The 18,884-nt window shown below is 70.4% G+C and carries 19 protein-coding genes; 13 read left to right on the plus strand and 6 right to left on the minus strand.

Going from position 1 to position 18,884, the window contains the following annotated elements:
* Positions 1–94 precede the first annotated feature (94 nt).
* Complete coding sequence (gene pan1, locus NL115_RS00005) at positions 95–1,312, plus strand: proteasome-activating nucleotidase Pan1 (protein WP_254831182.1); 1,218 nt, start codon at positions 95–97, stop codon at positions 1,310–1,312.
* Between the two features lie 196 nt (positions 1,313–1,508).
* On the opposite strand, the gene NL115_RS00010 is transcribed toward pan1, so the two are convergent.
* Complete coding sequence (locus tag NL115_RS00010) at positions 1,509–2,951, minus strand: cryptochrome/photolyase family protein (protein WP_254831183.1); 1,443 nt, start codon at positions 2,949–2,951, stop codon at positions 1,509–1,511.
* Positions 2,952–3,087: 136 nt separating this feature from the next.
* Between NL115_RS00010 and NL115_RS00015 the strand changes: the two genes are divergently transcribed.
* The 6 genes from NL115_RS00015 (at position 3,088) to NL115_RS00040 (ending at position 7,102) form a co-directional block, all read left to right on the plus strand.
* Positions 3,088–3,600 (plus strand): universal stress protein, encoded by a 513-nt coding sequence (locus tag NL115_RS00015; RefSeq protein ID WP_254831184.1) that lies wholly within the window; start codon positions 3,088–3,090, stop codon positions 3,598–3,600.
* Positions 3,601–3,667: 67 nt separating this feature from the next.
* The gene (locus tag NL115_RS00020) at positions 3,668–4,090 is read left to right on the plus strand and encodes a DUF7344 domain-containing protein (RefSeq protein ID WP_254831185.1); all 423 of its coding nucleotides are present in this window, start codon (positions 3,668–3,670) and stop codon (positions 4,088–4,090) included.
* A 23-nt stretch (positions 4,091–4,113) separates the two neighbouring features.
* Entirely contained in the window at positions 4,114–4,950 is an 837-nt protein-coding gene (locus tag NL115_RS00025) for an RAD55 family ATPase (protein WP_254831186.1), read from the plus strand.
* 93 nt (positions 4,951–5,043) lie between these two features.
* A complete protein-coding gene (locus NL115_RS00030; RefSeq protein ID WP_254831187.1) occupies positions 5,044–6,048 on the plus strand; it encodes a hypothetical protein in 1,005 nt (334 codons plus the stop codon).
* Positions 6,041–6,727: a DUF8135 domain-containing protein gene (locus NL115_RS00035; protein WP_254831188.1), complete on the plus strand. Its 687-nt coding sequence runs from the start codon at positions 6,041–6,043 to the stop codon at positions 6,725–6,727. The genes NL115_RS00030 and NL115_RS00035 overlap by 8 nt, the downstream gene beginning before the upstream one ends.
* A gap of 48 nt (positions 6,728–6,775) precedes the next feature.
* A complete protein-coding gene (locus tag NL115_RS00040) occupies positions 6,776–7,102 on the plus strand; it encodes a transcription factor S (RefSeq protein ID WP_254831189.1) in 327 nt (108 codons plus the stop codon).
* A 369-nt stretch (positions 7,103–7,471) separates the two neighbouring features.
* On the opposite strand, the gene NL115_RS00045 is transcribed toward NL115_RS00040, so the two are convergent.
* Positions 7,472–7,681: a hypothetical protein gene (locus NL115_RS00045; RefSeq protein WP_254831190.1), complete on the minus strand. Its 210-nt coding sequence runs from the start codon at positions 7,679–7,681 to the stop codon at positions 7,472–7,474.
* Positions 7,682–7,711: 30 nt separating this feature from the next.
* Positions 7,712–8,815, minus strand: a complete 1,104-nt coding sequence (locus tag NL115_RS00050) for a glycosyltransferase (protein WP_254831191.1) — start codon at positions 8,813–8,815, stop codon at positions 7,712–7,714.
* 218 nt (positions 8,816–9,033) lie between these two features.
* On the opposite strand from NL115_RS00050, the gene NL115_RS00055 reads away from it, so the two are divergent.
* Positions 9,034–10,839 (plus strand): S9 family peptidase, encoded by a 1,806-nt coding sequence (locus NL115_RS00055; RefSeq protein WP_254831192.1) that lies wholly within the window; start codon positions 9,034–9,036, stop codon positions 10,837–10,839.
* Between the two features lie 33 nt (positions 10,840–10,872).
* Here the strand turns inward: NL115_RS00055 and NL115_RS00060 are convergent, their stop codons facing one another.
* Entirely contained in the window at positions 10,873–11,685 is an 813-nt protein-coding gene (locus tag NL115_RS00060; RefSeq protein WP_254831193.1) for an alpha/beta fold hydrolase, read from the minus strand.
* 84 nt (positions 11,686–11,769) lie between these two features.
* On the opposite strand from NL115_RS00060, the gene NL115_RS00065 reads away from it, so the two are divergent.
* The 3 genes from NL115_RS00065 (at position 11,770) to NL115_RS00075 (ending at position 14,469) form a co-directional block, all read left to right on the plus strand.
* On the plus strand, positions 11,770–12,873 hold the full coding sequence (locus NL115_RS00065; RefSeq protein ID WP_254831194.1) for a M48 family metalloprotease: 1,104 nt from the start codon (positions 11,770–11,772) through the stop codon (positions 12,871–12,873).
* A 151-nt stretch (positions 12,874–13,024) separates the two neighbouring features.
* The gene (locus tag NL115_RS00070; protein ID WP_254831195.1) at positions 13,025–13,495 is read left to right on the plus strand and encodes a DUF5802 family protein; all 471 of its coding nucleotides are present in this window, start codon (positions 13,025–13,027) and stop codon (positions 13,493–13,495) included.
* A gap of 77 nt (positions 13,496–13,572) precedes the next feature.
* Complete coding sequence (locus NL115_RS00075; protein WP_254831196.1) at positions 13,573–14,469, plus strand: Vms1/Ankzf1 family peptidyl-tRNA hydrolase; 897 nt, start codon at positions 13,573–13,575, stop codon at positions 14,467–14,469.
* On the opposite strand, the gene NL115_RS00080 is transcribed toward NL115_RS00075, so the two are convergent.
* Positions 14,457–15,734: a PGF-CTERM sorting domain-containing protein gene (locus NL115_RS00080; protein ID WP_254831197.1), complete on the minus strand. Its 1,278-nt coding sequence runs from the start codon at positions 15,732–15,734 to the stop codon at positions 14,457–14,459. The two genes, NL115_RS00075 and NL115_RS00080, sit on opposite strands and share 13 nt — an antisense overlap.
* A 75-nt stretch (positions 15,735–15,809) precedes the next feature.
* Between NL115_RS00080 and NL115_RS00085 the strand changes: the two genes are divergently transcribed.
* Together NL115_RS00085 and NL115_RS00090 are read left to right on the plus strand one after the other, a co-directional pair.
* On the plus strand, positions 15,810–16,913 hold the full coding sequence (locus tag NL115_RS00085) for an N-acetyltransferase DgcN family protein (RefSeq protein ID WP_254831198.1): 1,104 nt from the start codon (positions 15,810–15,812) through the stop codon (positions 16,911–16,913).
* Positions 16,910–17,989 carry a dipeptide epimerase gene (locus tag NL115_RS00090; protein WP_254831199.1) on the plus strand — a complete coding sequence of 360 codons (1,080 nt, stop codon included), beginning with the start codon at positions 16,910–16,912 and terminating at the stop codon, positions 17,987–17,989. The genes NL115_RS00085 and NL115_RS00090 overlap by 4 nt, the downstream gene beginning before the upstream one ends.
* A gap of 81 nt (positions 17,990–18,070) precedes the next feature.
* Here NL115_RS00090 and nadC read toward each other — a convergent pair whose 3' ends face one another.
* Complete coding sequence (gene nadC / locus NL115_RS00095; protein WP_254831200.1) at positions 18,071–18,883, minus strand: carboxylating nicotinate-nucleotide diphosphorylase; 813 nt, start codon at positions 18,881–18,883, stop codon at positions 18,071–18,073.
* Between the last annotated feature and the right edge of the window lies 1 nt (position 18,884).

The raw sequence follows: 18,884 nt of genomic DNA on the forward strand, positions 1-18,884 counted from the left end.
TCACCGAGGCGCTGCCCAGGACGGTGTCGTGGCGGGGGTTTCCGGGTGTGCTGACCCGAAACCTCTTATGAGTACACCCCCCTACTTGCAATCAATGACCGACGCCGTGGACGATGTCGAAATGCCGTACGACGAGAACGCCTCCCAGCAGGAGAAGGTGGAGGCACTCCGTGAGCGGTTAGAGGTGCTAGAGGGGCAGAACGAGGAGATGCGGGACAAGCTCCTCGACGCCAGCGCGGAGAACAACAAGTACCAGCAGAAGTTAGAGCGGCTCACCCACGAGAACAAGAAGCTCAAGCAGTCGCCGCTGTTCGTCGCGACGGTACAGGAGCTGACGGGCGAGGGAGTCGTCATCAAGCAGCACGGGAACAACCAGGAGGCGCTCACCGAGGTCACCGACGAGCTGCGGGACCGCCTCGAGCCCGACGACCGCGTGGCGGTGAACAACTCCCTCTCCATCGTGAAGGTACTGGACGACGAGACGGACGTCCGGGCCCGCGTGATGCAGGTCGAGCACAAGCCGGATGTCGGCTACGACGACATCGGCGGCATCGACGAGCAGCTGGAGGAGGTCCGTGAGACGGTCGAGCTCCCGCTCAAGAGCCCGGAGATGTTCGACGATGTCGGCATCGACCCGCCGAGCGGCGTCCTCCTGTACGGCCCGCCGGGCACCGGGAAGACGATGCTCGCCAAGGCGGTCGCCAACCAGACCGACGCGACGTTCATCAAGATGGCCGGGTCCGAACTCGTCCACAAGTTCATCGGCGAGGGTGCGAAGCTGGTCCGGGACCTGTTCGAGCTCGCCCGACAGAACCAGCCAGCCGTCATCTTCATCGACGAGATCGACGCCATCGCCGCCAAGCGGACCGAGTCGAAGACCTCGGGCGACGCCGAGGTCCAGCGGACGATGATGCAGCTGCTCTCCGAGATGGACGGCTTCGACGAGCGCGGTGACATCTCCATCATCGCCGCGACCAACCGCTTCGACATGCTCGACCGCGCCATCCTCCGGCCGGGCCGCTTCGACCGCCTCATCGAGGTCCCCAAGCCCGACGCCGAGGGCCGCGAGATCATCTTCCAGATCCACACCCGCAGCATGAACGTCGCCGACGACGTCGACTACGAGAACCTCGCCGAGGTAGCCGACGGCGCCTCCGGGGCCGACATCAAGGCGGTCTGTACGGAGGCCGGTATGTTCGCCATCCGCGACGACCGCACGGAGGTCCGGCTGAAGGACTTCGAGCAGGCCTGGGAGAAGATCCAGCAGGAGGACGAGGAGGACGAGGACGAGATCTCGAAGACGTTCGCGTAAGCTCGTTGTTTTCGCCATAATCGTCATATTCCCGATTTATCGCAGATAAATCGGCATTTCGACGTGATCTTGGACACAGCAGTGGTGCCGTCGATGCCGCCACGTCGGCGCAGGCCGACGTGACGCGGGGGCCCACGAACACGAGTCGCCCGACGCGTGACCGGACCGGTAGGAGGCGGAGCGGCGGCTCCGACGCTCAGTCCTCGTCGGGGTCCTCGCCGCGTGCCCGCTTGAACATCGCGAGCGCCTGCTCGCGGCGTTCGGCGTGGTCGACGATGGGAGCCGGGTAGTCCGGAGCCAACCGCTCGCGCTCGTCGTCGGAGCGTTCGTGCCACGAGTGGATATCGTCGGCGTTCACGCCCGCCAGTTCCGGGATGTACTGCTTGATGTACTCCGCGGCAGGGTCGTAGCGCTCGCCCTGGGTCATGGGGTTGAAGATGCGGAAGTAGGGCTGCGCGTCGGTGCCGGTGGAGGCGGCCCACTGCCAGCCGCCGTTGTCGTTGGCGGTGTCGTGGTCGACCAGCCGCTCCCGGAAGTGGGCGTAGCCGTGGCGCCAGTCCAAGAGGAGGTCCTTCGTGAGGAAGGATGCGACGATCATCCGGACGCGGTTGTGCATGTACGCCTCCTCACGGAGCTGGCGCATCCCCGCGTCCACGATGGGGTAGCCCGTCTCGCCGCGCTTCCACGCCCCGAGTTCCTCGCCGGGGTCGTTCCAGTCGATGGGCTCCTCGTACTGCTTGTAGTTCTCCGTGACGACCTCGGGGTTGAAGTTGAGGACGTGATGGTAGAACTCGCGCCACGCCAGCTGGCTCCGGAACTCGTCCACCGAGTCGCGAGCCGACTCGTCGGGTGCGTCGGTCCGCGCCGCGGCGACCGCATCCGACACCTCGCGCACGCCGATGGTTCCGTAGTGGAGATGCGCGGAGAGACGCGAGGTGCAGCGGTCCGCCGGGTAGTCCCGGCGGTCGTCGTACTCGTAGACATCGCTCGCGAGGAACTCGTCGAGTCGCTCGCGGGCGGCCTCGTAGCCGGCGGGCGGCACGTCGGCCTCCGGCGCGTCGAACCCGAGGTCCGCGAGGGTCGGGAGGTTACCGGGGTCGGCGGGTGTAGCGAGGCGGTCCGCGTCCGGGGTGGGGTACGGGTGGGCCTTCTCGCGGTCGCGCCACTTCTTCCAGAAGTAGGTGTAGACGGAGTAGGGCTCGCCGGCGTTGGTGGTGATGGACCCTGGTTCGTGGTGGAGCGCGTCGTGGTACGCCGCGACCCGGACGTCCGCGTCGTCGAGCGCCGCACGGACGGCATCATCACGCTCGCGGGCGAGACCGGAGTAGTCTCGGTTCCAGACGACACCGGTGGCGTCGAACTCGTCAGCGACCGCGGGGAGGACCGTGGTCGGGTCGCCCCGGCGGAGGAGCAGGTCGCCGCCACGGTCACGATACGCGGCGCGGAGCGAATCCAGCGCGTCGAGCAGGAACGCGACCCGAGGTGGCGATGCGTGGTCGAGCACGGCATCGTCGAAGACGAACAGGCCCAGTGCGGGCCCCTCGCCGGGCGCCGGGTCGCCCCCCTCGACGCCGGCCGCGGCCGCCAGCCCCCGGTTGTCCGTGACCCGCAGGTCCGCCCGGTGCCAGTGAAGACGCATACCCGAACGGAGGCGCGGGCGGCGCATACAGGTTCGGGTCCTCCACGGCCTCGGCCGATTCCGACCCGTCCCGGCCGGTGGCTCCCAGATGGCCGTGGCCCGGGCGATTTACGGGCCGGGGCGTCCAGCAGTTCGTATGAGCGACGAGACGGACACCGAAACGGCTGACGGCGGCGAGTCGGCGGACGACGCGACCGCGAGCGTCCTCGAGGACGACCACAAGAACGTCCTCGTACCCATCGATGGCTCGACGCAGTCCGACACCGCCCTCCAGCACGCGCTGGATTCGTTCGACGGCGCGACGCTGACCCTGCTCCACGTCATCAATCCGGCGCGGGCGGGCTACGGCGCCCAGGCCGGCATTCCGACCTCCTCGGAGGAGTGGCTCGAGGAAGCCGAAGACGAGGCGGACGCGCTGTTCGCGGGCGCCAGGGAGCGAGCGCACAGCTACGATGTCGACATCGAGACGGTGACGGAGATCGGGAACCCCTCGCGGGTCATCGTCGAGTTCACCGAGGACGAGGAGCACGATGTCGACCACGTCGTGATGGGGTCACACGGCCGGGCCGGTCTGTCGCGGGTACTGCTCGGCAGTGTCGCGGAGAACGTGGTCCGGCGCTCGACCGTCCCCGTGACGGTCGTCCGCTGACCTGCCCGGTGGCACAGCCGACCGGCGCCGCCGCCGGACTTATGAGTCGGTAGTCGAAGGGCCGAACGTGGGCGAGACGAGTTCCGACCTCGGCCGGGAGACCGTGCTCGACCTCCTGAGCGCCAGCCGGCGGCTCGCGGCCGTGGTCGCTGTCGAGGAGGCGGACGAACCGGTCTCCAGCGGCGAGCTCGCGACGATGACCGTCGCAGCCGAGCACGGCCGCTCGCCCGGACGGCTGGGCGGGCGGAGTGCCAGCGCCGTCAAGTCCGACCTGGAGAGCGACCACCTGCCACAGCTGGTCGCACACGACGTGCTACGCGACGCCGAGGGGGGATACGAGGCGGGTTCGAACCTCGATAGCCTCCTGTCGGTTGTCGACGTAACGATGGATGGGAGAGGCGGCACCCCCCCGCTCAGGACGAACGAGCGCCAACCCGGCGATACCGGCAGTCCTGCAGTCGGCGGGAGCGGGCGCGACACGGATATTTAACCCTGGGGGTCCGTAGGGGACGCATGGACCGCATCCCGTTCGGTATCCGGCGGCTGGACACGACCATCGACGGGGGCGCCCCCGCCGGGAGCGTCGTACTCCTCGCCGGAGAGGTGGGGGCCGGGGCCCGGGAGTTCATGTACACCTGCACGGTGATGAACGGGCTGATGCAATCCGACCCCGACCTGTTCGACCTCTACTACGGCGACCTCGCGAAGGGCGCCACCGCGCCCGAGGAAGTACATTACCTCTCCTTTACCTCCGGCGAGCGGAAGGTCCGCCGGGAGATGGAGCTAGCGATGGACGAGGAACTGGTCGCCTCCAGTAACCCCTCCATCACGTTCCACGACCTCTCCTCGGAGTTCTTCCAGCTCTCGCCCGTCCCCCGGGAGTGGTACTCGGACCACACGACATCGCTCTCGGACCTGAACACCTCGAACGAGCGCCAGTCCGTCCCCTCGGCGCTGGGCGACAAGCTCACCGACAACGCCGCGGGCAACGTCGTCGTCGTCGACTCGTTGACCGACCTCGTGTCGGCGGCCGGCGACGACCTCTCGTGGGACGACATCCCGGTCCTGCTGAAGGGCATCGCCCGGGCGGCGTTCGACTGGCAGGGGCTCATCCTCGTCCACGTCAACAAGGAGAGCCTCTCGGACCTGGAGCACGGGCAGTTGATGGACGCCGCCGACGGGACGCTCCTGTTCGAGTGGGAGGCCGGCGGCTCCACCCGCGCCCGGACGCTCGTCGTCAAGCAGTTCCGTGGGGTCCTCTCCCGTATCGAGGAGGAGAACATCGTCCGGTTCGAGACGGAGATCGGCGACGCCGGCTTCGACATCAGCGACGTCCGGAAGATCAGATAGCGGCGCCGGAATCCTGGATCTTCCGGCGGCAGTTCGACAGGCGCCGGACATCACCGGAGGAACGCTTTAATGAGCCCACTTGCAAAGGAGGGTATGGAAAACGAGTCAACCGAGGGCCGGACCCTGTCGCTGGAGTTGCCGGCGGCCCTCGATGAGTGGCTCACCGAACGCGCGTCGGAGCTCGACGTGGACCGTTCGGAACTCATCAGACAGCTTATCGGCGGGTATCAGGTCGCTGCGGACGCGGCGGACGAGGAGTCCGTCGAGGCACTCGAAGGAGCCATCGAGACCGGAACACTGGATGTCGAGGCGACCGTCCGGAGTACCGTCGACGACGCCGTCTCGTCGGCTGCTCCGGACGAGGCCGCCATCGCCGCCCGGGTCACCGACCAGGTCGACGACCGCATCGACGCCCTGGAGGCGGAGATGGACGAGAATCTGGACGACATCCGTCGGCGTGTCGTACAGGTCAAACAGGAGGCTGACGCGAAGGCCCCGGCCGACCACACCCACCCCGAACTGGAAGGCGTCGAGCAGGTGGCCAGCGAGGTCGAGCGGCTCCGCGAGCAGGTCGCCGAGCTGGAGGGGCAGACCGGTCGGAGCGACGAACTCGCCGCAGAACTCGAGGACGTACAGGAGAAGCTCACGCGGCTGGCCCGGGCGGTCGTCAGCATGCGCGAGGACGAGAGTGGCGGCCGGGACGAGACGCTCGACGACATCAGGCGGAAGGCAGCACGAGAGGGGTACGAACAGGCGACCTGCGGGGCCTGCGGGGAGTCCGTCCGCGTCGGCCTGCTCCCCGAGGCGGCGTGCCCGCACTGCGATAGCCCGTTCGGCGACATCGTCGACCGCTCGGGCAGCCTGTTCGGGTCGTCCCCGCGGCTGGTGGGCACCCACGACGGTGGCGAGGACGAGCGGCTGGCCGACGGCGCAGCCGGGGACGAGCCGACCGGGACGGATACCGCGTCAGGCATCACGCCGGAGACCACCCGGGGCGACGGGTCGACCTCACCCGACGAGGCGGACGAGGACTCGGAGAAGCCGACCACCGGCGACGATGGGGAGGCCGTGAGTACCGACGGAGGAAGCGATGACTGAGGACGACACCGAGGAGTTCGAGCCCTCGGCGAACGACGGTGGCGGGGACGGCGAAGGGGACAGTGACGGGACTCCGGACCCGTTCGCCGACAGCGAGGGCGGCGAGGCGCCGGACGACCCGTTCGCGGAACTCGGGGACGATGATGGTGAGTCGGATCCGTTCGCCGACATCGAGGGCGTCGAGGTCGAGGACGACCCGTTCACCGACCTCAGCGTCGGTGACGGCGACCCCTCGACCGACTTCGGACCCTCGGACAACACCCTGTTCACGGACGAGGAGGGGGCCGCCCTCGACGATGAGGCCGTCTGGGAGCAGATCGACGGCAACGCCGACGAGGCAGCGACGGTTCCCGACCTCGACGAGGACCTGGGAGAGTCGGCCGACGGAGCGGTCGAGACAGGCGAGACCGTGGTGAAGAAACGGAGCTACTGCGAGCGGTGTGAGCACTTCTCGCAGCCACCAGAGGTCTCCTGCGGGTATCCGAACTCGGAGATCGTCGAGCTCGTCGACACTGGCCGGTTCCGGGTCCGGAACTGCCCCATCGTCGAACGGCGCCAGAGCCGTGACATCAGCAGTATCGCCGACGGGGGCGGGGCGACCGACCCCGAACTGGCGGCCGGCGACGACGCCGACACCACCGGCACCACCGACACCGCCGACTCGAGCACCGACGACTGACCCGGGCGGAACCGGGACCGACTTCTCCGTCGACCCACGACACCCGCCATGGTCGAGTTCTGCGACGACTGCGGCTCGCTGATGCACGCCGACGACGACGAGATGGTCTGCTCGTCCTGTGGCGCCCGGCAGGGCCGGGACGCCGAGCGCGAGGCGGAGTTCGTCTCCACGGAGGAGCAGTCCGACGACGACGTCATCGAGACCGAGGAGGGCGCTGAGTTCGAGGGCAAGCCCACCGACGACAGCGTCCACTGTGACGAATGCGGACACGGCGTCGCCTGGTACACCATCAAACAGACCGGTTCAGCCGACGAGCCGCCGACACGTTTCTTCAAATGCAAGGAGTGTGGCCACCGCTGGCGGGATTACAGCTGAGCCGTCGACTCGCCACTCAGGGCCCTCTGGTGGGTGCTCCCGGAACCGGGAAACCGTTAACTATCTGATCGATCACCTGATTCTATGGCTCTGGTCTGTGGTAACTGCGGCGGTGACATCGCGGTACCGGTGGTGTACGAGGATGCGCAAGGCCCTCTCACCGACCCCTGTTGTGTAGATTGTGGAAAGAAGGTGAAGCTCTGGGACGAGGGGTCCCGTAGTACGATTTGAGCGGATACCACCCCGACCGATGCTCCCACCGAGTGTCAGACCCGGGGAGAGTGTTCGCGGGAAGGCGCGAGCGGGGCGAACCGCCAGCAGCCATAGATACTTCTGGCGGCATCGCGGTCAGGCGCGCAAACGCCCGCGTCAGTCGATATCGAACCGATTCGACTGGATGTTGCCCTGCGTATCGACGTAGCCGCCGGTCGCCGACTCCTTGGCGATGCCGCCGAGGACGGCCTCGCAGTCCGGACACGTCACCAGCCCGTTGAGCAACACCAGTTCGTCGTCGGTCTCGAACGTGGGCAGGAAGTCGTCACGGTTCCCGTCGTAGTCGCAGTGTGGACATCGCGGCATGTCGAGTGGGGCTAGACGGCGTGGCGCCCCTCACTCTGTCGGCGCTACTCCGCCGGTTCCGGAACCGGCTCTACTTTCCGGTGCGCCGGCAGCACGGTAGACGTCCAGCCACTGCCCGGCCACCGCGTCCTCGTCGAACGCCTCGAGGCTCTCGTCGACCGTCCACTCCGGGAACTCGCCGGCCTCGACGATGGCCCCCTCGATGTCCTCGGGCGTCGAGACGCGGAACCCCCGTGTCCGGCGCTCGACGAGCTCGTGCGCGGCGGAATCGGCCTGGTACTCCACGACGCCGACACAGCCACAGGCGAGCGCCCACAGGAGTTCGATGGCGAACACCTCGTCTCGGGCGGTCTGGCAGAAGACGTGTGCGGCCCGGTAGTGGGCAAGCCGCTCGTCGCGCGGGAGGTCGCCGGCGAACGTCACGCGGTCGTCGATGGAGAGGTCCGCGGCCTGCCGTTCGTACTGCTCGCGGGCGGGTCCGTCGCCGATGATAGTCGCCGACCAGTCCCGGTTCCGGAGTTCCGCCAGGCCGAGCAGCACGCTCTCCAGGTTCGCGTCCGCGTCGAGACGGGTAGCAGCCACCACGTCCGGCGGGTCCGCGACTGGCTCGACCGCGCGGACGCGCTCGAAATCGATGGCTTCCGGGACGACCCGGGCCCGGTTCTCGGGGACGCCACGCTCGCGGACACGGGTCCGGACGAGTTCCGAGGGCGCGACCACACGGTCCGCGACCCGGAGCGCCGGGCCGACCAGCGGGTCCCCGGGTGGGCCCTCGCCGAACCAGTCGACCACGAGCGGCGCGCGAGCGAGCGTGGCGCCGGTGCGCGCGGCCAGCACCGCCGAAGGGTCGTCGATGGCGTGGACGGCGTCGGGACGCGCGGTCGCGAGCAGGGCCGGAATCCGGGCGTGATACGAGGTCGTCGCGGGCGAGACCGTCACCGCGCGATAGGTGACGCCGTCGCGCTCGCGGGTCTCGGTGTAGTCCAGCCGGTCGCTCCACCAGCCAGTGCAGTAGACCGTCACGTCGTGGCCCCGGGCGGCCAGGCTGCGCGCCGTCCGCTCGACGCGGGCGACGGCGCGGTCGTCGGCGTCCGCCAGCGGTGTCGTCTCGGGCGCGACCACGGCGACCTGCATTACCGGAGTCACCGGCCAGTCGCGGCAAAAAGCCGACGGGTCACGCGGACCGGCAGTTCGGCGGCACAGCGCTCCCCGCCACAGCACCACGGTATCCGCGGTATCCACGGTAGTGTGGCTGCTCGGCAGATGGGTGTGATGCCACCGAACTGCTGACCGAACGGAGCCCCGCGGCCCCGACACGAAACGCTATCCGGCGCCCGGCCGTCACTCGAGGTATGCACGAGTACGACCTCGAGCGGTACCTCAACGTCAGGAGCGCGTACGGGGCCTCGCTCTCCCCGACCGGGCGCCTGGCCTTCCTGATGGACACGACGGGGACGGCCCAGGTGTGGACACTCGACGACCCCCGGGGCTGGCCCCAGCAGCGGACCTTCTACGAGGAGCCGGTGTCGTTCGCCACGTGGTCGCCCGAGCGCCCGGAACTCGTCTTCGGGATGGACGAGGGCGGCAACGAGCGGCTGCAGTTCCACCGGCTCGACGCCGAGAAGAACGTCGTGACCGACCTCACGCGCCACCCCGAGGCGAAACACCAGTGGGGTGGCTGGAGTCACGACGGCGACCGCCTCGCGTTCACCTCGAACCGGCGCGACGAGGCCGTCTTCGACGTGTACACGCAGGGTCGCGACGAGACCGGGGCCGACGCCACGCGCCACCACGAGGGCGAGGGGTGGCTCTCGGTCGGCGGCTGGTCGCCGAGCGACGACCGCCTGCTCGTCTACGAGAGCCACTCCAACTTCGACCAGGACCTCTACACGCTCGACCTCGAAACCGACGAGTTGCGCCACCTGACGCCTCACGAGGGCGACGTGCGCTACGGGAGCGCGAACTTCGGGCCAGACGGAGAGGCACTCTACCTGGTCACCGACGACGACCACGACACGCTCTACCTCGCGCGGCTGGACCTGGAGACCCTCGAGGTCGAGCGGCTGGTCGTCGACGAGGACTGGAACGTCGACGGGGTCGCGCTGGACGACGAGACGGGACGACTGGTCTACTCGCGGAACGTCGACGGCTACACGAACCTCACCGTGGCCGACCTCGTCGGGCCGACCGAACTCGAGGAACTGGCGACGCCCGACCTGCCACAGGCGGTGGCGGGGGGCGTGAGCTTCTCCGAGGACGCGGACCGGTTCGCAGTCACCGTCACGGGGACGGCCACGAACACGAACGTCCACGTCGTCGACGCCGAGTCTGGTGCCGCCGAGCGCTGGACCGACGCCAGCACGGCCGGCATCCCCCGTGAGAGCTTCCGTGACCGCGACCTGGTCCGGTTCGAGAGCTTCGATGGGCTGGAGGTCCCGGGCTATCTCACCCTGCCCGCGGACGCCGACGAGCGCGCCGGCGAGGTGCCCGTCGTCGTCGACATCCACGGCGGCCCCGAGAGCCAGCGCCGGCCCTCGTTCTACGCGCTCGGGCAGTACTTCGTCTCCCGCGGCTACGCCGTCTTCGAGCCGAACGTGCGCGGCTCGACCGGCTACGGGAAGGCCTACACCCGGGCCGACGACGTCCGCAACCGGATGGACTCCGTGAAGGACCTCCGGGCGGGCGTCGAGTGGCTCCACGACCATCCCGCGGTCGACCCGGACCGCATCGCGGCGCTCGGTGGCTCCTACGGCGGCTTCATGGTGCTGGCGGCGCTCACCGAGTATCCCGACCTGTGGGCCGCCGGCGTCGACGTGGTCGGCATCGCGAACTTCGTCACGTTCCTCGAGAACACGGGCGTGTGGCGGCGCGAACTCCGCGAGGCCGAGTACGGCTCGCTCGCCGAGGACCGGGAGTTCCTGGAGTCCATCAGCCCCATCAACAACGTCGACGCCATCCGGGCGCCGCTGTTCGTCCTGCACGGCGCGAACGACCCGCGTGTGCCGCTGGGCGAGGCCGAGCAGATCGCCGAGCAAGCCAGCGAGCACGTCCCCGTCGAGAAGCTCGTCTTCGAGGACGAGGGGCACGGCATCTCGAAGCTGGAGAACCGCATCGAGGCCTACACCCGCGTCGTCGAGTTCCTCGACGAGCACGTCTGAAGCGCGGCCGACGCCACCGTCGGCCGCTCTCGCTCACCCGGACGCGAGCCACTCCAGCGCGTCGGCCCGTGCGTCCAGCAGCGTCCCGAGGTGGTCGGCGTCGAGTACCGTCAGCTCCCCGTCAGCGGCCGTCACGAACGCCCGGACTGGCTCCAGCGGGACGTTCTCGTCGTGCCGCCCGTGCCACGCCCGGAGCGGCGCGTCGACCGCATCGGCGTCGACTATCGCCGCGTCGTCCCGGCGGAACTCGCGCGCGGTCGCCCGGGCACCCTGTCGGAGCCCCTCGTGGAAGTCCGCAGCGACCAGTTCGGCCACGCGCTCCGGGACATCGCGGTCGGTGTACTGTCCCACGACCGCCTGCGGGCCACGCAGCCGCGCGATGGCGCCCGAGACGCGGAACAGCGCCCGGAGCGCGAACGGGACCCGCGCCAGCGAGTCGAGAGGGGTCCCGGCGTCGGGGACGGCACCGGCGACGAGCGCGACGCGGGCGACCCGGTCGTCCCGGGCAGCCGCGAGCGCGGCCGTCCCGCCCCCCGAGAACGCGAAGACGGGCGCAGAATCGACCGACTCCGCGTCGAGCAGCGGCCCCAGCATCGCCCCGGACCGGTAGTCGGGCGACGGCGGGTCCGCGCCACCGAATCCGGGGCGGTCGGGGGCGAGGAGCCGGACGCCACGCTCGCGGGCCGGCTCGGCCAGCAGAGCGGCGAACAGCCTCGAACCCGGCGTCCCGTGGTGGGCGACGACCGGTGTCCCATCGGGGTCGCCGGCGACGGCGTAGGTCAGCGTCCGTCCGTCCGGACGGACACAACGATTCGTCTCGACCGCCGCGTGCGTGGTGGAGGGCACGACGCGTCGTACTTCGGGGGGTGGGGACAGGAAGCCACCGGTTCCCACCGAAGGTTGACAACCGCAGCGGCGCTACGGCACCCCGTGCGTTCGCTCGTCACCGCCGCGGCCGGGCACACCCTGCTCGCTGTGGGGTGGGCCGCGATGGCACACTCGGTCGCCCGGCGCGACGCGTTCGCTCGGGTCCCCCTCAGGCGGCCGGCCCTGGTGGCTGTAGCCGGACTCACCGCGGCGCTGTGGGCGGTCACCGCTGGCCTGACCGGGGCGCTGGAAGCGTGGCTGGCGACGCTGGGGCTGGGTCCGGACTGGCCGGAGACGCTGGCCACGGCCGCGACGTTCGTGGGCCCGGTCGCGGCCACGGCGCTCGGGGCCCACGTCGCCGGCGGCGGGCACCCGCGCCGGTTCGCGCTGGGCTACGGCGTGCTGGTGGGGCCCGCGCTCGCGCTCACCCTCCTCGCACCGCTGCTCCCGACGGGCTGGTGGCTCGTCGCCGGCGTCGCTCTGCTCGGTCTCGGGATGGCCGCGCTCCCGCCCGTTCTGGTGCCCCGGTTCGTCCCCACGCGGTCGCTTCGTCCGGACGAGCGTGCCTCGCTGGCGCCGGTCCTCGCGTCGGCCGAGGCCGGGGCCGGAACCGACCCGACGACGCCCGACGGTATCCGCGTCCGGGTACTCGCACTCGGTCCGGACGGCCCGGCGACAGCCGTTGCGGCCGGCGTCCTGCCGATTCGGGGTGGGCGCACCGTGTTCGTCACCGAGCGGGTCCTCTCGCGGCTCGGTCCGGCCGAGGCCGCGGCCGTCGTCGCACACGAACTCGGCCACCATCGCCGCCGCCACGTGCCGCTCCGTCTGGGTGCCGCGGCCGCGTTCCTGCTCCCGTGGCTCGGTGCGACGGCCGCCGAGGTTCCGGGGGCCTTCCTCGTCGGCCTGGGACTGGTGATGCCGGCCGTGCTGTCACTGCTGTGGCTCGTCCGCTGGACCGAGTTCGACGCCGACCGGCAAGCCGCGGCCGCGGTCGGAGCGGAGCCGATGGCGCGGGCACTGGAGCGACTCGGCGCGGCCGGCGCACTCGGCGATGGCGGTGGCCCGCTCTCGCTGCATCCCGCCGTTGGCGACCGGATTCGCCGTCTTCGCGGGGTGGCATCCGGAACCGGGACCACCGACCGGCTACCGGGCGCCGGTGATGACTGACCCGCGCGGACGACGGGAACCTTCCTCGCACAGCCACCTGTGTCGGACGCACGACCGCCATCTGTCGGCGGGCCGGGCCGCCGTGTTGTGGTTCGACATATATGTTGCCCGGAAGCCTTATCCCGTGGTACACGTTCTCATTCGACACAGGATGTTCGAACCGTTCTCGAGCGGCTACTACCTGGGTCGGCTGTACGTCCAGCCCCACGGCGGCGACCGCCCAGCGATGCACCGCGAGCAGCACGAACACGTCTCCGAGCAGCTGTACGGCGACGAGTCGGAGAGGAACGAGGACGTGGACCCGGCGGACGGCACCACGACACCCACCGACTCGGCCGAGCCGACCTACACGCTCGGTATCCCGGCCGAGGAGCGGCCGGGCGATGGCAGCGGCGAGGACGACGACGACGATCGACCGCTGGTGATGAAGATCGGCGGCGCCCACATTCCCGTTCACGGTGCCCCGGGCGTCCCCGAGCAGACGGTCGCGCTACCGGCGGACTGGCTGGCCGCGACCCGGGTCGAGAACCCGCCGACGCTGACCGAGGTGTTGCTGGCGAAGCGCGAGCGGGTGGACCAGCTCCTCAAGGTGGCCGAGGACACGTCGTCGGGCCGGACCTGAGTGGCGTGGCGTTCCGCCGGTGTCCCAGCATCCCCTGACGGCGCGGGATTTACGTCACGGGCGCCGTTCCTCCCGCCATGCTCGACGATCTCCTCGGGAAGACGGAACTGAAAGAACGGATCGCGAAGCTGGAGGACGAGAAGGAGCGCCTGGAGAGCCAGCTCGAGGCAGAGCAGGAGCGTCGGGCGGACGCTTCGACGGCCAAGCAGGCTGCCGAGGAGCGAATCAACCGGCTGGAGGACCGCATCGCGGACCTGGAGGGGCAACTCGAGCAGGCAGAGAGCGACGACGACCTCACGTTCCGCTACCGTGAGGACGTGGCCGGCGACCGTCGGGACGCCGTCCTCGCCCGATTGCGCTCGTTCGAGACCGACCCGGAGGGCGTCTTGACGGCGTATCTCGACGATTCGGACGACCTGCCCGACCCCGTCGAGGAGGCGCTCGGCGACCGGACGCCACTCGCTCGTCAGGCGGCGCCGTGTCTCCTCGTCGCGGACGATGCCGGCCTGCTGGCGACCGCCCTCGACCCGCCCGTCCCGCCGGGAGCGTTCTGCGAGTGGGACGACACGGTCGCCGTCGAGCCCGCGTGGTTCGTGCCGCAGGGGCGCTACGCGCTCGCGCTCGTCCGGGCGGACCTGTTCGCGGTCGGCGTCTACGAGGGAAGCGAGCGCGTGGACTTCTCGGGCTTCGAGAGCGACGTGAAATCCAAGCACTCGAAGGGCGGCTACTCGCAGGCTCGCTTCGACCGGCTCCGCGACGAGCAGGTACAGGACCACCTCGACGACTGTGCGATGGTCATCCGGACCCTCCGGAGCGACGTGGACCGGCTGTTCCTCGTCGGGGACGCGAAGGCCATCGAGGAACTGGACGAGGCGGCCGACGCCACCGCCGCCGTCGACGCCACGGGTAAACCCGAGGAGGCGCTCGGCGACGCATACCACGACTTCTGGACGACGCGCGTCTACGGGCTCTGACGGCGCCGTACGAGTCCAGCAGTCAGGGCGAGGAGCGCGGCCAGTGCGGCGGGCACGCCGAAGCCGGGGGCACCGGCGTCCGAGGTACCGTCCGAGGTACCGTCGTCACCGGCCGCCACCGTTCCGTCGGCGGCGGTCGCCGTGTCCCCGCCGGTGTCGGCTGTCGGCGTCCCGTCCGTGGCCGAGGTCGGCGTGGGCGACGATGTCGGCGACGCTGTGCCGGGACCAGGCGTCTCGAAGGGTGACGTGGGGGTTGCCGTCGTGGTGTTCACGACCCGGACGGGCGCGGGGAGTGGGCCGGTACGCAGCGTCGTGGCCAGCCGCCGGGCCGTCGACCGGTTCGCCGCGGTCACGACGAACCGCGGGTCCTCGACGAACTCGCCGTCGCGCATGATGTCCGCGAGGCCCGGCGAGAGCGACGCGGCGTAGACGACCTCGCCGTCGACGACCGTGAACAGGCAGTAGCCCGGCTCGGTCGGTGCCTCGTCGTACCGACAGCTCGAGGTGTTCGCCTCGTCGGTGAACCCGTTGTCGACGAGGGTGCTGCTGAAGTTCCGGGCCGCGGCGTCGGTCAGCGTCACCGGGACGTACGGCGCGCCGCCGGGGCGGACCTGGACGGCCCCGACGGTGGCGAGGCCGTCTGCGTCGACGAGTTCGACCCGTCGGGGGGCGTCGCTTCCCGGGAAGCCGCCGACGATGGCCACGTCACCGCGGACGGTTACGGCGGACAGAACTGTCGAGGGGGCGGTCGTCCGAATCCGGAGTCGGGAGTCGCCGGCGACCGCGACCGAGGTGTTCGCTTCCAGTCCCGCGGCGGCGATGCGGTCCCGGAGCGCCGCGGCGACGGCATCACGGGTCCCGTTCGAGACGCCGCGGCGAACCGCCACGTCCTCGGTGTCGATGTCGGCCTCACGCAGCGCGGCGAGGATGGCCGCGTCGGAGCGGTTCGCCAGCACCTCGACCGTATCGCTGGTCCGGTCGACCCTGATACGGGCCGCGCCGAGGTCGAGTTCGTTCGCGATGGTGCCGGTGACGTTCACCATCGGCTCGGCAGCGGCCCCGAACGCCGTCCGCCCGACGACGGTCACGTTCAGGACCGTCACGTTGGCCTGGGCGGTTCGGACCGACTGGGTCGGGGGCGCACGGTCGGACGCTTCGTCGGCGGCGGTGGGCGCTGCGGCGGAAGCGGTGCCGGCCGGAGCGACCGGGACGAGCACGAGCAGTATCGCTAGCAGGACGGCGCAACGGGGAGGACTCAGTGACATCGTTCGGGGAACGACACCGGCGCCGTATCAATCATGCCCCGCGCGTTTATGCGGCACGGGGTCGGAGCCGTGGCCATGACCGACACACGCGAGACGACCGCCCTCGGGTTCGACCCTGGGCGGGTCGCCCTGCTGGCACACGAGGGGTTCCCGGACCGGGCGAAGACCGCCCTCGGCGTTCTGCGCTACGCCGACTACGAGGTCGTGGCCGTCCTCGACCGGGAGATCGCGGGCGAGGGACACGGCTGGCAGACGGACTACACGGTCTCCGACTTCGTCGACGACGACCGGGTGCAGGACGCCCCCATCGTCGGCCGGGCGGACGAGGCCCCCGGGTTCGACACGCTCGTCATCGGCGTCGCCCCCATCGGCGGCGGCTTCGACGCCTCCTGGCGCGAGGACGTCGAGCGCGCGCTGAAGTCGGGCGCGGACGTGGTGGCGGGGCTCCACTACCGCCTGAACGAGGACGAGGAGTTCGTCGGCCTCGCGGAGGAACACGGCGCGCGCCTGTTCGACATCCGCGAGCCACCGGCCGACCTGAGCGTCAGCGAGGGTCACGCCCGCGACGTGGACGCCACCGTCGTCGGGACGGTGGGCACGGACTGCTCGACAGGGAAGATGACGACGACGTGCGAACTCGTGAACGCGGCGCGCGAGCGCGGCATCGACGCGGCGATGGTGCCGACGGGACAGACGGGCATCCTCGTCGCCGGGTGGGGAATCGCCGTCGACCGCGCGATCAGCGACTTCGCCGCCGGCGCCACGGAGCGGATGGTCCTCGCGGCGGCCGCGGACCACGACCTCATCGTGGTCGAGGGACAGGGCTCGCTCGTCCACCCCGCGTACTCGGGGGTCACGACGAGCATCCTCCACGGCGCGATGCCGGACGCCCTCGTCATGTGTCACGTCGCGGGCCGCGAGGCGGTCCACGGCTACGAGTCGTTCCCCATCCCGCCCGTCCGCGAGGTGGCGGACCTGTACGAGTCTCTCGGCGGGGCGGTCGCACCGACCGAGGTCGTCGCGGGCGCGCTCGACACGCACGAACTCGACGCCGACAGCGGCGAGCAGGCCGTCGCCGCGTACAGCGACGAACTGGGCGTTCCAGCTGCCGACCCCGTGCGCGACGGCGCGGAGGCCATCGTCGACGCCATCGTCGCGTCGACCGACCTCGACGCATGACGGCCGACGACGACCGCGCCGAGCCCACCCCCATCGCGGACTGGTCCGTCGAGACGGTCGCCATGGAGCTGGACACCCCCTTCGGTATCTCGCGGGGCACCACGACCACGGCCGAATCCGTCGTGGTCCGGCTCACCGACGAGCACGGGACCGAGGGCGTCGGTGCGGGCTGCCCGGACGCATACTACGGGGAGACGGTCGGGACCGTCGAATCAATCGTCCCCGACCTGCTGACCGCCGTCGACGGCGAGTTGCCGAGCGCCCACCAGCGCCGGCACGCCGCGTTCGAGCATGTCGTCCGCGAGAACCCGGCGGCGAAGGCGGCGGTCGACGTGGCGTGTTACGACCTCCACGCCCGCCAGCTGGGCGAACCGCTCCACGCCCTGCTGGGCACGGACCCGGAACGCGCGCCGGGGACCTGCTTCAGCGTCGGCCTCGCCGAACCCGACGAGATGCGCGACCGCGCGGCGGCCGCCGTCGAGGCGGGCTTCGAGCACCTGAAGGTGAAACTCGGGACCGAACGCGACCGCGAGCGGGTGGCAGCGGTTCGCGAAGGCGCGCCCGACGTGGGGCTCCGCGTGGATGCGAACGAGGCCTGGACGCCCGCCGAAGCCGTCCGGAAGAGCCACTGGCTCGCCGACCACGGCGTGGCGTTCGTCGAGCAACCGGTTCCGGCCAGCGACCGCGAGGGCCTGCGCTTCGTCTACGAACACTCCTCGTTACCCGTCGGGGTCGACGAATCGTGTGTGACGGCCAGCGACGTGCCGGACGTGGCCGACCGGGCGGACGTGGCCGTCGTGAAGCTCGACAAGAGCGGCGGCGTGTGGCCCTCCCTCCAGCAGATTCACGCCGCGCGGGCCCACGACCTGGAAGTCATGGTCGGCTGCATGGTCGAGACGAACGCCTCGCTGGCGGCCGGCGCGGCGCTCGCACCGCTGTGTGACTACGCCGACCTCGACGGCTCGCTGCTGCTCGCGGACGGAGCGGACCCGTTCGCGTTCGATGGGATTCGAGCGGACGGGACCATCGCGCTGGACGAAGTGGGCACTGGCATCGGCGTGAAGGCCGACGGTTGAGGATGGGATGCACTTATAGTCGAATAATACCGGATATCACCAGCCAAGTCCGGGGACAAAGCAAAAACCGTCGTCCAGGTCCTACTCGTCGCCGGTCCGGAACGACAGGTCCAGGCTGTTGGCCGAGTGCGTGAGCGACCCCATCGAGATGACATCCACGCCGGTCGCGGCGTAGGCCGGCACGTCGTCGACCCGGATGCCGCCCGAGGCCTCGGCCAGCACGCCCTCGGGGAGCAACTCGACCGCGTCCTCGGTCGTCTCGGGGTCCATGTTGTCCAGCAGGACGATATCGGCGCCAGCCTCGGCCGCGCGGGGCACCTGCTCGGGCTTCTCGACCTCGGCCTCGACCTTGGTCGCGAAGGAGGCCCGCTCGCGGAAGTGCTCGATGGCACCCTCCAGTCCCATCTCCGCGACGTGGTTGTCCTTCACCATCACCATGTGCGAGAGGTCGAGCCGGTGGGTGTCGCCGCCGCCGGCGACGACGGCGCGCTTCTCGACGCCGCGGAGCCCGGGCGTCGTCTTCCGCGTGCCGGCGACTCGAACGTCCTCGGTCACCTCGTGGGCCGCGTCGACCGCGCGCCGCGTCCGGGTCGCGATGCCGGAGGCGTGGCCGCTGATGTTGACGGCGACCCGTTCGGCGCGCAGCGTCGCCTTCGCGGGCCCCTCGGTGCGAAGCACCACGTCGCCGGAGTGGATGTCTGTGCCGTCGTCCAGCCGCTCGGTCACCCCGACATCGAGATGGTCGAAGACGGCTTCCGCGGCATCGAGCCCGGCGACGACGCCGGGCTCCTTGGCGACGAGTCGGCCCGTCGTCTCGCCGGGGACGTGGTTGGTCACGTCGTGGTGGCCGAGGTCCTCGCGGAGCCAGCGCCCGACCTGTTCGGGGTCGAGCATC

The sequence above is a fragment of the Haloglomus salinum genome (genome assembly GCF_024298825.1).
Classification (GTDB): domain Archaea; phylum Halobacteriota; class Halobacteria; order Halobacteriales; family Haloarculaceae; genus Haloglomus; species Haloglomus salinum.